Source organism: Granulibacter bethesdensis CGDNIH1, assembly GCF_000014285.2.
Classification (GTDB): Bacteria; Pseudomonadota; Alphaproteobacteria; order Acetobacterales; family Acetobacteraceae; genus Granulibacter; species Granulibacter bethesdensis.
The window spans coordinates 1,625,850-1,640,018 of the sequence record NC_008343.2; the positions used below are offsets into that span (position 1 = coordinate 1,625,850).

Consider the following 14,169-nt stretch of genomic DNA (forward strand, 5'->3'; position numbering starts at 1 on the left):
TCGCAGACCTAATCCGCTTTGGCCATGCGTTGCATCAGGCAATCCGTGCGCAAACGGCCATGATAGCGGGTCCAGCTCTGTGTCTCTCCGAACAGCGATATGCCGATATAGCCACGCACCCGCAAATTTCCATCCGGCCCGATCCACAGGGATACGCTGTACCAGCTGCCCTTGCGGGGATCGAGAATCCTGCCCGGCCAATGTCCGTCTGCATCGCGGGGACCAGTTTCGATGATGGTCTCCCCACATTGTGGGCGCCCCCAGACATCCACCGGCATCGGATCATCCGGATGATCAAGGGTGATACCCTTGATACGACCACATAGCCCCAATTGACCCGACCTATCGCTGCGGGGCTTGCACTGCACCAGTTCGATCACCGCTTCCCGATCCTGTGTAAGCCATGGACCCAGTAACGGATCAGGCTCCGCGCTCCATCCCCGGCATGGCATCAGAATGAGCGCAGCCATTAAAGCGCCCTGCAACAACCGACATCGCATGTGATTGAGACAAGATGCTGATAGCATGCGGATCATACCCTTTTGTTGCGATGTTCAGGGCTGGCGTGGCAACAGGGTGGCTGCCCCCAGTGGTCGGGCCCGGTAGAGATGATAAATCTCGATCACCCGCCCATCGTGCTGTCTTAGCACATCCCCCAGACTCTGAAGGTCAGCCCAATCCAGCGGATCGGGAGGTTCCTTCCGCTTTGCTGTTTCAATCAGCAGGACCGATGCGCCATCCGCTTTGACGCAAGGTAGACGGAACAGGCGCCAGCGAGGTTCCATACCCCATGCCTGAACATCAACCGGTAAATAAACAGCCAATTCAGAGGCAAGATCGTAATTATCGGCCACGACGGCTTTCATGCCGTTTGCCCTGGCGAGTTCTGCCGCCTTCTGCGCCATGGCTTGCCATCCCCCCATGCGAGAAGCTGCCGGGTCCAGTTTCGGCGGCAAGGGCAGAGGCATCAGGGTCGCCTGCATATAGACAAGTGCGGTGATCCCCAGCCCCAGCACACTCGCAACCCGGAACCACCGCCAGCCCGGCAGCAATCCAGCCGCCGCCAGACAGGCAGCAGGATAAAGCAGGGCGGGCCAGTTGGCCTGCACCCTGTCACCCAGCGCATGTTCCAGAAAAATGATTCCCGGCAGAGTCAGGGCCGCCAGCAACGCGGCGGTCGCCAGTTCAGCAGGCTCAACCTGCCTCCTCTGCCGCAACCAGATGCGAAAAGCCTGACCGGCCCCAGCCGCACAAAGCAGAAAAACACCCGGCGTTGCCAGCCCTGCCTGCCCGCCAAGCAACTCACCCAGATAGCGGAAAGTCCAGTGAAAGGCTCCGTTACGGCCACCCTGCTTGATAAAACTGGCCCAGCCATGCTGCATATTCCACAGGATCACCGGGGAGAACAAGACCGCCGCCACCATCAGGCCGGCCCATGGTTGCCAACGTCTGACCCAACGGAACGACGCTTTCTGATCCAGCAGCCACAGCCCCATCCCCATGATCGGCAGGGCCGCCGTATATTTGCTCAGTAATCCGCACCCGGCAGCCAGTCCTGCCAGCAGCCACCATCCTCCCTGCCCCACCCCATCTCGTGCAGAAGCCACGATGCGTCCGAGAGCAAACAGCAGCAGTACGCAGAAAAACAGCAGTGGGGTATCCGGTGTCATGATCACCGAACCTGCCCCCAGAAACAGCGTGGCATTCAGCAGCAGCGCCGCTTTCAGCCCGGCCGTGCGGGAGGCAAACAGGTCTGTCCCGGCCTTGACCAGTAATATGGACCCGAGCGCCGCCGATACTGGCCCCAGTAGTCTGACACCCAGCGGAAGCCATGCGGCCCCGTCAGGCACCAGAGTAGTGCCAATCCTTATCCACCACGCCACCATCGGTGGATGGTCCAGATAGGACAGATCCAAAGCACGCGACCATATCCAGTAATAGGCCTCATCCGGCGATAACGGCATCCATGCCGCTACCGCCAATCTCACCAGGGTTAGGACCGTCAGAGCGGCGATCCATGGCACTCCTGCCGGCCGCCTCGCCTTCTCCATCAGCGCGCACGCCAGATCAGGGTGGCGGAGACGGTATAATTCCACACCAGCCCGATCATGGCCCCTGTCGCACCGGCGAAGCTCCAGGCGCGATCCATTTCATAGATCATCTGGGCAATGCCGATATTAGCTGCCGCCCCCAACCCGCACACCAGGAAAAACATAAGGCGGCCAACCCATAGACGCCTGCCCCTCAAGCGCTGATCCGCATAAGTAATGCGATTATTCAGCTCGAAATTCATTGCCATGGCGACAACCGTGGCCAGAAGCTGGGCCAGATGAAAATGCATGAACGGCCTGACGGTTATCAGCACCGCCAGATGCACCACAAGGCCAATGGCTCCCACCCCCGCAAAGGAAAGAAAACGCAGCGGAACCAACCCGTGCAAAGCCTTGTCGACCAGCAAGGCCATGAACTGGATCAGAACCAGCGCATTCAACTTGCTCTCGCCTGCCACACGGTCCCGGAAACGGCACGGCACCTCCCTTACGCGCAGAGGCTCTGGTGAAGCCAGCAGCAGATCGAGCAGAATTTTGAAACCCTGCCCGGTCAGACGCGGGGCCAGAGCCTCAAACCGGTCTTGCCGCATCATAAAAAAACCGCTCATTGGATCAGAGAGCGGAACCGGCAGCATCGCCTGCGCCAGCCGTGTCCCCCCCTGTGACAGACGATGCCGCCATTCTCCTGCCAAGCCGGATGCATCGCCCCCTTCAACATGGCGGCTACCGACCGCTACATCGCAGGCACCACTCCTCAGCAGGTCCAGCATCGGACGAAGGGCCGTTTCGTCATGTTGCAGATCACCATCTATCACAGCCACAAACGGGGAAGAGCACGCCAATGCGCCCTCAATCACCGCTGAGGACAGCCCCCGGCGACCGACCCGCTTGATACAGCGCACACGGTAGTCATGCCTCGCCAGATCACGGGCCGCATCTGCCGTACCATCAGGGCTGTTATCATCGACGAACAGAACCTCCCACCGACAATCCTTCAGGGCCTGATCCAGCTTTGCGACCATCGGAGCGACGTTCGCCCGCTCGTTATAGCAGGGAACGACGACTGTCAGTTCAACGCCATCTCGTCTGACTGGACCGGAACAGGCATTTGTCCGTGAGGAAACAGGTTCGACCATACGCAGGGCATACAGCAAGGCAAGGTTAGTCGGAAGAGAGTCAGATTAAAAAGTAGAAAATTAAATTAATAATATAAATTATTTTGTTAATTTAATTATATTAATAACTATAAAGAAATTAAAAATAACATCTCAAATAATGCTAGATTTTTGATTTTTTTTTGGATAGTTATGCACACTATAGAGAGTCAGGAATTTTAGAAATGGCTTCAAATGTAACTGTTCCCGGGGGCAATACCCCTCTGTCAACAGTAAGCCTAGATTACAACCGCAATCTTGCGCCCATTACGACGCAGTTGTTGAGTTCTATCTATGCAGCTGCGGCAAATAATACCCTTCAAGCGGTGGACAATCCGACTGCAGCACCAACAGTTGAAGCAGCCAATGCCATTGCTTTAATTACCACCAGCATGTCGTCTGTGCCGACTGGTTTTTCCAGTATGATTATCGGCGCGACCTCGCAGCCGGGCGCTGTCAGTAATGTTGTTGTTAATAATACCAATACGATTTCCAATCAGTCAGTAATTTTTGGTACTGCGGGCGGCTATCTCGAGACTGGCGCAGGTCAAGGTACTATTCTGGGTTCTCTCGGTGCCAATACCATTATGGGTACAGGTGGCAACTGGACTATTCAGACAGACGGTAGCAGTCCATCCATCGGCGGAAGCTATATCAAAGGTCAGAACAGCAACATTGTTCTGAATGCTCTCGGTACTGATACTTATATTGGCGGCACTGGCAGTGCAACCTTGGCTGCCTTTTCAGGCGGTTCGCTTTTCTTTGGCGGCAAAGCGGGAACACAGACCGTATTCTCGAACAACTCACGCGCAGGCAGCGGTAATGCAACCTATGTTGGCGCTTCTGGCGACAGCACCGTCTATGCAAATAACGTAAATGGCCTCTATCAGTACCAATCCGGATCAATGGCGTTTGTCAATGGTTCCGGCAGCAATACAATGTTTGGTGGATCGGGTGCATCCACATTATTTGCCGGAACGGGTCAAAGTCTTTTCGTACTAAGCAATGGCCAAACGAAATTTATGGCGACCGGTGGCTCGCAGACTGTCTACGGGGCAAATGTAGCCAATAACGGATATTTCAGCAGCAATGCCACCATAAATCTTGTTGGCAACACAACAGGCGGTAATCAGCTGGTTGCAGTCGGGGGAGATAATATTCTCTCTACTGCCTTCTCCGACAGCGGTAATATCTTGAAGGCCGGTAGTGGCAGCGATACGCTGTTCGGAAGCCAGGGTAATGGTAATGATACCATGTTCTCTGGAACCGGCTCCGCGACAATGTTTGGTGGTGGCGGAAATGACATATTCGTTCTCTCCAAAGGGATGCAGGCCACTACAATCTTTAACTTCAATACATCTTCGACCTTGTCACTGAATGGATGGGGTGTGGATGCGGAAAACGCGGCTGTCACCAATCAGGTCAATGATGCCGCTGGCACCCGTCTGACACTGAATGACAATACGACTATTACGTTGATCGGTGTAAGCCATCTGAATTCCGGTCAGGTTTTCAATTCCTGATTTAAATTTTCTATTTTATTCTAATGTAAATGGCGCTGCTCTTTATGTGAGCAGCGCCATTTTTTTGATTACTTTATGCACTACATAAAACGTGGCGACGTTAAAAACTCGTCTCTGTTATCTTCAAACTCCACATCACGATGTACATGAACCGACATCAACAGCCCGAATCCGAGCATCGCGCATAACATCGCGGAACCGCCATGCGATACCAATGGCAACGGCACGCCTCCGACCGGGATAGCGCCCATAACCATCGCAACGTTCACCACAATATACATGAAGAAATTGACTGATAATCCCAAAGCCAGTAACCGCCCGAACTGGTGACGGCAACGGATACCGGTCGCCATACCGCTCAACACGATCAGACAGAGCAGACAGAGCAGAGCAACACCCCCAATAAATCCGAACTGTTCCGAAAATACTGTAAAGATGAAGTCGGTTTGCTTTTCCGGCAGGAGCGCCAGATTACCCCTAGTGCCATCCAGAATGCCTTGTCCCCACATCCCCCCTGAGCCAAGACCGATTTTTGACTGGATAATGTTATAGCCAGCCCCCAGCGGATCGCTTTCCGGGTTCAGGAATGTGATGATGCGCTGACGCTGATAATCATGCAGATGATGATACGCAAAAGGGGCGATACCAGCCACCGCCCCAAGAATCAGGGCAAATTTCCACAGCCTCACCCCTGCCGTCATAAAGACGGAGCCACCCACGATGGCCGTAATCACAGCGGTGCCGAGATTTGGCTCCTTCAGGATCAGCGCTGCGGGAGCCAGCACTGCAAGGGTCGGGACGATCAGAAAAAACGGCCTGCCAACCTGCTCCCACGACGCTTTGCGGAACCAGGCAGCGAGGGCGAGGACCAGAAACAGCTTCATCAACTCGCTGGGCTGAAGCTGCAAAGGCCCCAGTTCGATCCATCTTTGGGCACCCTTGCCGATATGACCCATACGGGCCACCAGGACCAACAGTCCCAAAGCAAAAAAATAGGCAGGCCACGCGAAACGGCAGATAATCCGGATATCCGTCATGGCAATGGCCAGCATCATCACCATGCCGACGGCAAAACGGATCAGATGCTTGTCGGCATACGGTGCGGATCCACCCCCTGCGGCATAAAGGGCCATATATCCCGCCCCCGCCAACAGGCAGAGCAACAACACAAAAAACCAGTTGATCCGCCAGAGTTTATTGACGAACGCTGCTGAACGATCATTCAGCAGGCGGCGCTCATAAACCCCCATTATCCTTTCTCCGCGATTGTCTGTCCGGGTTTTTTATTGGCCGGATCGCGTGAGAGCACATCCATCATGATGTCCCTCGCCACCGGGGCTGCGGCCTGGGCACCCGCATTCCCATGTTCCACCACGACTGCCAGTGCATATTGGGGATCATCATAAGGCGCATATGCGACAAACAGCGCATGCGGCCTGAATTCCCATGGCAGATTTTCGGATTTAAAATTACCGCGCTCCCGCAATTCACGGGAAACGCGACGGACCTGCGTAGAGCCAGTTTTTCCGGCCATCTGCACTGGCAGGGGAAGTCTTGCCAGTGGCGCGGTACCATGCTGCTCATTCACAACCGCGAACATCCCCCCCCGAACCGCTTTCAGGGCAGCCTGAGGAATATCGAGCGCCGGCCAATCCTCGGGTCTTGTGCCGCTTCCCACCATACCACCGATGCTTCTGGTCAGATGCGGCTGTATGGCCCGGCCGGTGGCCAGACGAGCCGTATAAGTCGCCAGTTGCAGAGGCGTGACCTGAATATAGCCCTGCCCGATCCCGGCCACGATGGTATCACCGACATTCCATGGATGTCCCTTTGCTGCCCGCCATGCACGGGTGGGAATCAATCCTCGCTTGGCATTTGGCAGCTCGATCCCAAGCTCGACCCCCAAACCCATCCGATTTGCCACGTTGGCAATACGGTCCATCCCGACCCGACGTGCGACCTCATAAAAATAGACATCACACGAAAATTTCAGTGCCTGATGCATATCGACCGAGCCATGGCCGTATTTGGACCAGCAATGGAAGCGTGCCGTCCCGACATCGATATAGCCGGGGCAGAATACCCGGTCACCTGCCCCGATAAGCTGGGACTCCATACCGGCGATCGCCACACACATCTTGAAGGTCGATCCGGGTGAGTAGATCCCGGCCACGGCCTTGTTGATCAACGGCGCACGGCGGTTGCGGGTCCATTCTTTCCACTGGTCCTGAGAAACGCCATGATCGAAAAGGGATGGATCAAAGGAAGGATTGGTGGCCATGGCCAGCACCTCCCCGTTTTTCGCATCCAGAACCACGGCGCTGGCACTTTCATCCCCCAGCCGCGCTATGACGGAGCGCTGTAATTCAGCATCAATTGTAAGGCCGACCTCGCTACCGGGCATGCCTTCCTGCCGGTCCAGCTCCCGGATCACACGTCCGACAGCACTGACTTCCAGCTGCATCGCCCCCGCACGACCACGAAGAGGCTGATCGTGAAACTTTTCCAACCCCGCCCGGCCAATCCGTACCCCCGGCAAGGCAAGGATCGGATCATCACCCATATCGTGCTCGCTGGGTGGGGCAACATATCCCACGACATGCGCCAGCGTATCACCGTAGGGGTAAACGCGGGTCGTGCCGACATCAATCGCAATCCCGGGCAGATCGGGCGCATTAACCTCAATCAGCGCCATTTCTTCCCAGCTGAGGTAATCCTTGATGACAACAGGGATAAAGCGGCGATGACGACGTATATCGCGGGCTATGCGGGCACGGTCATGATCATCCAGAGGGATCAATCGATGGAAATTATCCAGTGTGGCATCCGGATCTCCGGTTTCCTCCGTCATCAGGGTTGCCAGCCAATGCAGCCTGTTGGTAGCAACAGGCCTGCCGAAACGATCCAGCACATGACCACGCGGAGGCGCGATCAGGCGCTCGCTGATATGGTTGGTTTTGGCCAGTAGCGCATAGCGTTGCCCCTCCACGACCTGCACCTGATACAGTTTGGCCGCCAGCGTACCGATCACACCAACCTGCAAACCGGCCAGAGCCAAAGCCCGTCGCGTAAAGACGCCGCTGCGTTTGATTTCCCGCTTCATACCGGATCCGGATCCGTGATACCGCGATGCGCGCGGGTAAAGAAAACCGCCAGAGCCGGATAAAACCCGATGCTGAGAGTTGCAAGCAACAGGGCAGGTCCGGGCGGCATGATGGTGAGGGTCAGAAGGGACTGCATAAACCAGATTACCGCAGTGCAGAGGCTGGCGACCAGAGCATAAGCCAGCCAGACGATCATAAAGCCCTGCTGACTCAGTCCCCGTCGCAGACGCAGGGCCATTGCCTGCGCCGCCAGCAGAGCAAGTTCAGAAACACCGATCGCAAACTGCCCCAATAGATCGGCCAGAACCCCGATCAGAAACACGGCCAGGGGCGGCATCGCGCGGGGGCGGAACAGGGACCAGAAAAAGACACAGGCCAGCATCGTAGCCGGTGGCAGTTCCGCCTGCGCGGGAAGACCGAGCGGCCCATTGAGCATCAACAGCAGCAGGATCGTTGTAACCACTGGCAGACTGCTTCGCGCCGCATGGTCCAGACGTCGGAACAGGGTCTGTCTCGGCGTAATGGGATTGACCCGCCGGGCCACACGATCCAGTGGCTTTTCTACGGGCATGACGCCCCCAAGCCGATTAATGCACCCGGGCGGAGGATTTCTGGCGCGGCTCCACCCGCGTCACCTTCGCATCCGGTGGCAGGATACCATGCAGACCGTAATCGAAAATACGCACCGCCTCCAGCCGCGACAGATCAGCGAAAGGCTGCACTTCGGGCACGTGATTGGCGTTATAGTGAACAATCCCCACAGGCAGATTGGCAGGAAAAGCATTAGCTTCGGCGCTCGTCACCACCCGCTCCCCCTCCATCGGTTGTGCATTGTCGGGATAATAGAGCAGACGAGGCCTCGTACCGTTGGTACCGACCAGAATGGCGCGGGCCTGGCTTTTACCCAGAGAAACCGGCACCCGGCTGTTTATATCTGTGATCAGCAGAATACGCGCACTTCTGTTGCCGACCTCGTTCACCCGCCCGACAAGCCCGCGATCATCCAGAGCGATTTCACCCTTACGCACAAAGCCTCCGCCACCTGGAGCATGCGGTCCGGTCGATAGGAGCACGGAGCGTGCATAAATGCCGCCCGCATCCGCAACGACCCTTGCCGTGACATAGGGGGCAGGTGGATCGGGCAGCCAGTGAAGCTGTGCCTTGAGCATGGCATTTTCGTCATCCAGCGCCAACGCCACAGCCTGCCACCGGCGCAGGCGCTGATTTTCCTCACGCAGCACGGCATTGTCATGGGACAGGGTCGTCACATGCCGCACATTGTCAAAAACCGTGCGGATGGCGCTGATCGGCGCATCAAGCGCGGCATAGATCGGAGCCAGAAGGTCCGCCGCCGTCGTACGGGCCTGCTCTGCCAGCCTGACATCAACCTTGCCAAGCAGCATCAAAGCAAAGGCGGCAGCCATCAGGACCGGCAAAGTCAGCCGCGCCAGAGCCTGCCGGACGGGAACCGATAAACGGATCAAGCCTACGCTCGCTCCTCAAAATCGCGCGGGTATAAGTCGTGCCCCGGCTGATACAGGAAGGGAACCAGCCTCATCATTCTGCTCCCTCGCCAAACCTAATACATCGTTGTCAGCACATTGCGAAGCCGCTTCATCTCCTCCAGCGCCCGGCCTGTTCCCAGCGCCACGCATTGCAGAGGATCCTCAGCAACCGCCACTGGCAGGCCGGTCGCATCTCTCAATACCTGATCCAGGCGGTTCAGCAGCGCGCCGCCACCTGTCAGCATAATACCTTTATCGACAATATCGGCTGCAAGTTCCGGCGGCGTGTTTTCCAGCGCCACCTTGACGGCCTCCACAATCGCCGTCACCGGCTCTATCAGGCTTTCGGCAATCTGGCGCTGGCTGACCACCACTTCACGCGGCACACCGTTCATCAGATCGCGGCCCTTTACCTGCCGCCACGGTCCATCATCATCGTCCCATGGCACGCTGGCTGCACCGATATCCATCTTGATCCGCTCGGCCGAGCTTTCACCGATCAAAAGGTTATGATTCCGGCGGATGTAATTGATGATCGCCTCATCCATCTTGTCGCCACCGACGCGCACCGAACGCGCATAGACGATCCCGCCCAGCGAGATTACCGCAACCTCGGTCGTGCCGCCACCGATATCAACGATCATGCTCCCTGAAGGCTCGGTCACCGGCAGACCGGCACCGATGGCCGCGGCCATCGGCTCCTCAATCAGCAGCACACGGCGCGCGCCCGCGCTTTCGGCACTTTCCTGAATAGCCCGGCGCTCCACCGCGGTGGAGCCGGACGGCACACACACAATGATCAGGGGAGAGGCAAAGCGGCTGCGGCTGTGCACCTTGCGGATGAAATGCTTGATCATTTCTTCCGCCACCTCGAAATCAGCGATCACACCATCGCGCAGAGGCCGGATGGCCTGAATATTGCCAGGCGTGCGGCCCAGCATGTTCTTGGCTTCCTCACCGACTGCCAGCACCTGCTTACGACCGCGTGAATCCGCAATGGCGACCACACTCGGCTCGGCAAGTACAATGCCCCTGCCTTTGACGTAAACCAGCGTGTTGGCAGTCCCAAGATCAATGGCCATGTCTGCCGACATGACGCCAAGGAGGCGAGAAAACATCCGCGGAGGCCTCTGAAACGGAATGGAAAGGGGCCGGCTGGGCTTAGCGGGGCTGAGCGCACAGGGCAAGAGGCAGCAACAACCGATCCACTATCGGAATATGATCCCAAGGATGCATAATGGCTTCATAATACAGATCATCCCGGGATTATGCTCGTTGCCTCCTGCAAACGCATCCCAGCCTTCTCCCAAACGTTCATCCATCGCTATCGGCACGCAAGAGGTTCGGCCACCTATAAGGCTTCAAAGTATAGTGGTCGGAAATGCCCCGTGCGGAGCCAGAGGAGAACGATATCTCACGGGAGAGGAATAAGCTGATGCGTATGATTGCAACCGTTGCCCTTATCATGGCGCTGGGAAGCGCCCTGTCCGCATGCGGCCATGACATGGGTACCCGCGCGTTGAGTGGGGGCGCCATCGGCGCTGGTGGTGGCGCATTGATGGGTGCCGCCACCGGGGGCAATGCCGGTGTCGGCGCCCTGATCGGTGGAGTGGGCGGTGCTGCTGTTGGCGCAGCCACTACGCCGCAGGGTCGCCGATACTGAAACCAGCCCTGAGACCGGCCTCTTATATCAAAAAGGCGGCAGGTTCTGGAGCCTGCCGCCTTTTTTTTGTTTATGCCGTCAAAGCCTCGGGCTCCCGCCGGTCACGCTTGACCAGCAGCTTGTTGAGTGCGTGCACATACGCACGGGTGGAGGCTACCATCGTATCGGTATCTGCCCCCTGCCCGTCCACCATTTTCCCGTTTTCTTCCAGACGCACAGTCACGCGGGCCTGCGCGTCAGCGCCGTCGGTCACGGCACCGACAGAGTAGAGCTTCAGCTCCACATCATGCGTAAAGATTATACCGATCGCGTTGAAAATCGCATCGACCGGGCCATCCCCCTGTGCATCCGCCTGCTTCAATTCACCATCGACTTCCAGCTCGACCGCCGCGGTGGCTGGACCACGTGAGCCGGCCCGCACCTCGACAGAGACAAAACGAATGCGCTCATGGCTCCGGTTCACCTCATCATCCACCAGCGCCACGATGTCGTCGTCATAGATAACTTTTTTACGATCCGCGACTTCCTTGAAGCGACGGAAAGCGTCATTCAGGGCGTTTTCACCCAGCTCGCCATAGCCCAGCGCCTTCAGCTTGTCGCGGAATGCCGCACGGCCGGAATGTTTTCCCATGACCAGCGAGGATTTGGTCCAGCCCACGCTCTCCGGTGTCATGATCTCATAGGTCGCAGCGTTCTTGAGCACACCGTCCTGATGGATACCACTTTCATGCGCGAAAGCGTTCCGGCCAACGATCGCCTTGTTCGGCTGCACATCAAAACCGGTAATGGAGGCCAACAATTTAGAGGTACGCAGAATGTTTTCCGTCACCAGGCCGCTGACATAGGGCAGTACATCGTGGCGGGTGCGCAGGGCCATGGCGATTTCTTCCAGCGCAGCATTGCCCGCACGCTCGCCAATGCCGTTGATGGTGCACTCCACCTGACGCGCCCCACCCTTGATCGACGCAATAGTGTTGGCAACGGCCAAGCCCAGATCATCATGATTGTGAGCCGAAAAAATCACCTTCTCCGCCCCCGGAACCCGCTCCTTCAACATACGAAAGATGCGTTCCATATCCTCCGGCGTGGCATAGCCGACAGTATCGGGGATATTGATGGTGGTGGCACCAGCCTTGATAGCAGCCTCCACACAACGGCACAGGAACTCGGGCTCTGTCCGGCTGCCGTCTTCGGCGGACCATTCCACGTCATCTGTAAAGCGACGTGCCTGCTCATTGCCCTGAACGATCAGCTCAAGAACCGTTTCCGGCTCCATCCGCAGCTTGTATTTCATATGCAGCGGTGAAGTACTGATAAAATTATGGATACGGCGCCGTGCCGCCGGACGAATCGCCTCTCCCGCCCTTGCGATATCATCGCGACCGCCTGTGCGGGCCAGACCCGCAACGACGGGGCCATCCTTGGCAAATTTTGCCGCAATGGCATTGACGCTTTCCCAGTCACCAGGAGAAGCAACCGGGAAACCGGCTTCGATCACGTCCACTCCCAGCTCCGCAAGCATGTCGGCCATACGCAGCTTCTCATCCAGATTCATGGAGAAACCGGGGGACTGCTCTCCATCGCGGAGTGTCGTGTCGAAAATGATGATTCGGCTATCGTCAATATCACCGAAACTGGGGTGGCTGATGGTCATGATGCGCTGTATCCTTGGCGATCAGTCGTCGCTGCTTCCCTTTTAGACGGTCCAGGCTAGGCTGGGACCGGGCAGCTTCCGCATGGCGGATCTGCACTTGAGCACTCCTACCGCATGCACCACAAAAGCAACAGCAGCGGGGAGAAGCTATCCCCTGAGCACAGCCGACCGTAAACCCGGCTATATGCTCAGGGGTACGTAAGTCGAAGGATAAAGCGGAAGGCAGAGATACCGGCAGCACAGCATGAGTTATCCCCCCTGCTGATAATCAGGCCCTGAAAACCGGGCACTATGGCTGCTCCATCATTCATTCTGAATCCATAAAGCGGCCAGGTATCTTTTTGCAAGTACAAGTTGCGGGACAATGACTGGAAAGCTTTATCCTCTCATCGGCATCGCACATAACGAAAATCAGGGTTTGAAAGCTGTTTTTTGATGATCACATAAAAAATAAAGCCGCTACATATGATATGCAGCGGCAAACAATGAAGAAAATAGCTTACCATCAAAAAGATCTAATAATTGAAACAACTCTTCCAAATATAAAACATTCAGAATTTTTGTCATATCCTATATTTTTAATTTCTATATCAGAAGAACTATATAAAGCATTATCACTACTAAGTATAAAATTATTATTTTGTTTTGATTTAATGCGTTTTACATTTATAATTTCATTCATGACAACGGCATAAACGCCATCATATACTACAGATTCATTTGTATCAATAACAAGATTATCTTCTTTATAAATAGTAGGGGTCATATTATCAGCCAGGACATTAAATATAACCAACCCGTTTACCCCCTTAAAGCAGCTTTCGACAAACTGGCGCTCAAAAAGATAACTTTTGGGAACAATTTCCTGATGATCATTAAGATATGCATATTTGCTTGCCACTTCCTTATCAAAATAAGGAAGATTGATAATATCTTTATGACCAAGATCTGCAGCAATGCTGCCTTCCGGGGTAACCTTTTTTCTACCTCTACCTGTTGCAAGCCACTCCACGCTGACGCCACACGTTTCTGCCAGCGCAACAAGAGCACTCACTTTCATCTCTTGCCCAGCGATATAGCGATTGAGATTTCCGACCGGAATACCCGATTCTTTTGACAACAAATTATTGCCGCCAAATTCTTTCATTATTTGCCGCAGTCGCTGCGATCTTTCTTTTACTTGAAGAAAGTCACTCCGATTATTCACATCACTATCCTGATAAAGAATATCATCATTCATATGAATATCAGAGTTCATGTTTTCCATATTTTGGCAAACCATCCAAGATATCCGCTTAACTGCAGATAATCATTTATATTATAAATTTATACTATGATTTTCAAATTTTTATTTAAATATAATCTAACCTCCAAATGAATTTTAAACTTTTGCTGGCCAAATATTGTCGGACTTGACCAGCAAAATTACTTTAGAAACCAAGCAATATTTAATTTGTTAATTAAACAAATCATAAAAGTTGATAACGGTCAAGGCAAAGAAAAATAAAACGAAAA

Annotated in this window: 12 protein-coding genes; 2 read left to right on the forward strand and 10 right to left on the reverse strand. The window is 55.1% G+C overall.

Annotated elements, in window-relative coordinates:
* Window positions 1–8 precede the first annotated feature (8 nt).
* From GBCGDNIH1_RS19845 to GBCGDNIH1_RS19855, 3 genes are all read right to left on the reverse strand, one after another.
* On the reverse strand, window positions 9–470 hold the full coding sequence (locus GBCGDNIH1_RS19845; RefSeq protein WP_050748438.1) for a DUF2147 domain-containing protein: 462 nt from the start codon (window positions 468–470) through the stop codon (window positions 9–11).
* An 84-nt stretch (window positions 471–554) separates the two neighbouring features.
* Entirely contained in the window at window positions 555–2,096 is a 1,542-nt protein-coding gene (locus tag GBCGDNIH1_RS19850; RefSeq protein WP_043452863.1) for an ArnT family glycosyltransferase, read from the reverse strand.
* Window positions 2,051–3,187 (reverse strand): glycosyltransferase, encoded by a 1,137-nt coding sequence (locus GBCGDNIH1_RS19855; RefSeq protein WP_072563937.1) that lies wholly within the window; start codon window positions 3,185–3,187, stop codon window positions 2,051–2,053. The genes GBCGDNIH1_RS19850 and GBCGDNIH1_RS19855 overlap by 46 nt, the downstream gene beginning before the upstream one ends.
* Window positions 3,188–3,390: 203 nt before the next feature.
* Here GBCGDNIH1_RS19855 and GBCGDNIH1_RS19860 point away from each other — a divergent pair, with 203 nt between their 5' ends.
* On the forward strand, window positions 3,391–4,728 hold the full coding sequence (locus tag GBCGDNIH1_RS19860; RefSeq protein ID WP_025318840.1) for a hypothetical protein: 1,338 nt from the start codon (window positions 3,391–3,393) through the stop codon (window positions 4,726–4,728).
* Window positions 4,729–4,808: 80 nt separating this feature from the next.
* Here the strand turns inward: GBCGDNIH1_RS19860 and rodA are convergent, their stop codons facing one another.
* The 5 genes from rodA to GBCGDNIH1_RS19885 form a co-directional block, all read right to left on the reverse strand.
* Window positions 4,809–5,978, reverse strand: a complete 1,170-nt coding sequence (rodA, locus tag GBCGDNIH1_RS19865) for a rod shape-determining protein RodA (RefSeq protein WP_011632168.1) — start codon at window positions 5,976–5,978, stop codon at window positions 4,809–4,811.
* Entirely contained in the window at window positions 5,978–7,831 is a 1,854-nt protein-coding gene (gene mrdA / locus GBCGDNIH1_RS19870) for a penicillin-binding protein 2 (protein WP_011632169.1), read from the reverse strand. Before mrdA ends, rodA begins: the two co-directional genes overlap by 1 nt.
* Window positions 7,828–8,403, reverse strand: a complete 576-nt coding sequence (locus GBCGDNIH1_RS19875; RefSeq protein ID WP_011632170.1) for a hypothetical protein — start codon at window positions 8,401–8,403, stop codon at window positions 7,828–7,830. The genes mrdA and GBCGDNIH1_RS19875 overlap by 4 nt, the downstream gene beginning before the upstream one ends.
* 16 nt (window positions 8,404–8,419) lie before the next feature.
* Window positions 8,420–9,316, reverse strand: a complete 897-nt coding sequence (gene mreC / locus GBCGDNIH1_RS19880; protein WP_011632171.1) for a rod shape-determining protein MreC — start codon at window positions 9,314–9,316, stop codon at window positions 8,420–8,422.
* A 95-nt stretch (window positions 9,317–9,411) separates the two neighbouring features.
* Entirely contained in the window at window positions 9,412–10,455 is a 1,044-nt protein-coding gene (locus GBCGDNIH1_RS19885; protein WP_025286912.1) for a rod shape-determining protein, read from the reverse strand.
* 317 nt (window positions 10,456–10,772) lie between these two features.
* Between GBCGDNIH1_RS19885 and GBCGDNIH1_RS19890 the strand changes: the two genes are divergently transcribed.
* The gene (locus GBCGDNIH1_RS19890) at window positions 10,773–11,000 is read left to right on the forward strand and encodes a hypothetical protein (protein WP_025286913.1); all 228 of its coding nucleotides are present in this window, start codon (window positions 10,773–10,775) and stop codon (window positions 10,998–11,000) included.
* 70 nt (window positions 11,001–11,070) lie between these two features.
* Here GBCGDNIH1_RS19890 and GBCGDNIH1_RS19895 read toward each other — a convergent pair whose 3' ends face one another.
* Together GBCGDNIH1_RS19895 and GBCGDNIH1_RS19900 are read right to left on the reverse strand one after the other, a co-directional pair.
* Window positions 11,071–12,654, reverse strand: coding sequence for a 2-isopropylmalate synthase (locus tag GBCGDNIH1_RS19895; RefSeq protein WP_011632174.1), 1,584 nt, complete (start codon window positions 12,652–12,654; stop codon window positions 11,071–11,073).
* Between the two features lie 505 nt (window positions 12,655–13,159).
* Complete coding sequence (locus GBCGDNIH1_RS19900) at window positions 13,160–13,894, reverse strand: LexA family transcriptional regulator (protein ID WP_157692815.1); 735 nt, start codon at window positions 13,892–13,894, stop codon at window positions 13,160–13,162.
* Between the last annotated feature and the right edge of the window lie 275 nt (window positions 13,895–14,169).

What these genes read in the sequence shown, in the direction of transcription:
- GBCGDNIH1_RS19845 (WP_050748438.1), bottom strand. Translation starts at nt 470, where the DNA reads ATGGCTGCGCTCATTCTGATGCCATGCCGGGGATGGAGCGCGGAGCCT.
- GBCGDNIH1_RS19855 (WP_072563937.1), bottom strand. Translation starts at nt 3,187, where the DNA reads ATGGTCGAACCTGTTTCCTCACGGACAAATGCCTGTTCCGGTCCAGTC.
- GBCGDNIH1_RS19860 (WP_025318840.1), top strand. Translation starts at nt 3,391, where the DNA reads ATGGCTTCAAATGTAACTGTTCCCGGGGGCAATACCCCTCTGTCAACA.
- rodA (WP_011632168.1), bottom strand. Translation starts at nt 5,978, where the DNA reads ATGGGGGTTTATGAGCGCCGCCTGCTGAATGATCGTTCAGCAGCGTTC.
- mrdA (WP_011632169.1), bottom strand. Translation starts at nt 7,831, where the DNA reads ATGAAGCGGGAAATCAAACGCAGCGGCGTCTTTACGCGACGGGCTTTG.
- GBCGDNIH1_RS19875 (WP_011632170.1), bottom strand. Translation starts at nt 8,403, where the DNA reads ATGCCCGTAGAAAAGCCACTGGATCGTGTGGCCCGGCGGGTCAATCCC.
- GBCGDNIH1_RS19885 (WP_025286912.1), bottom strand. Translation starts at nt 10,455, where the DNA reads ATGTTTTCTCGCCTCCTTGGCGTCATGTCGGCAGACATGGCCATTGAT.
- GBCGDNIH1_RS19890 (WP_025286913.1), top strand. Translation starts at nt 10,773, where the DNA reads ATGCGTATGATTGCAACCGTTGCCCTTATCATGGCGCTGGGAAGCGCC.
- GBCGDNIH1_RS19895 (WP_011632174.1), bottom strand. Translation starts at nt 12,654, where the DNA reads ATGACCATCAGCCACCCCAGTTTCGGTGATATTGACGATAGCCGAATC.
- GBCGDNIH1_RS19900 (WP_157692815.1), bottom strand. Translation starts at nt 13,894, where the DNA reads ATGAATGATGATATTCTTTATCAGGATAGTGATGTGAATAATCGGAGT.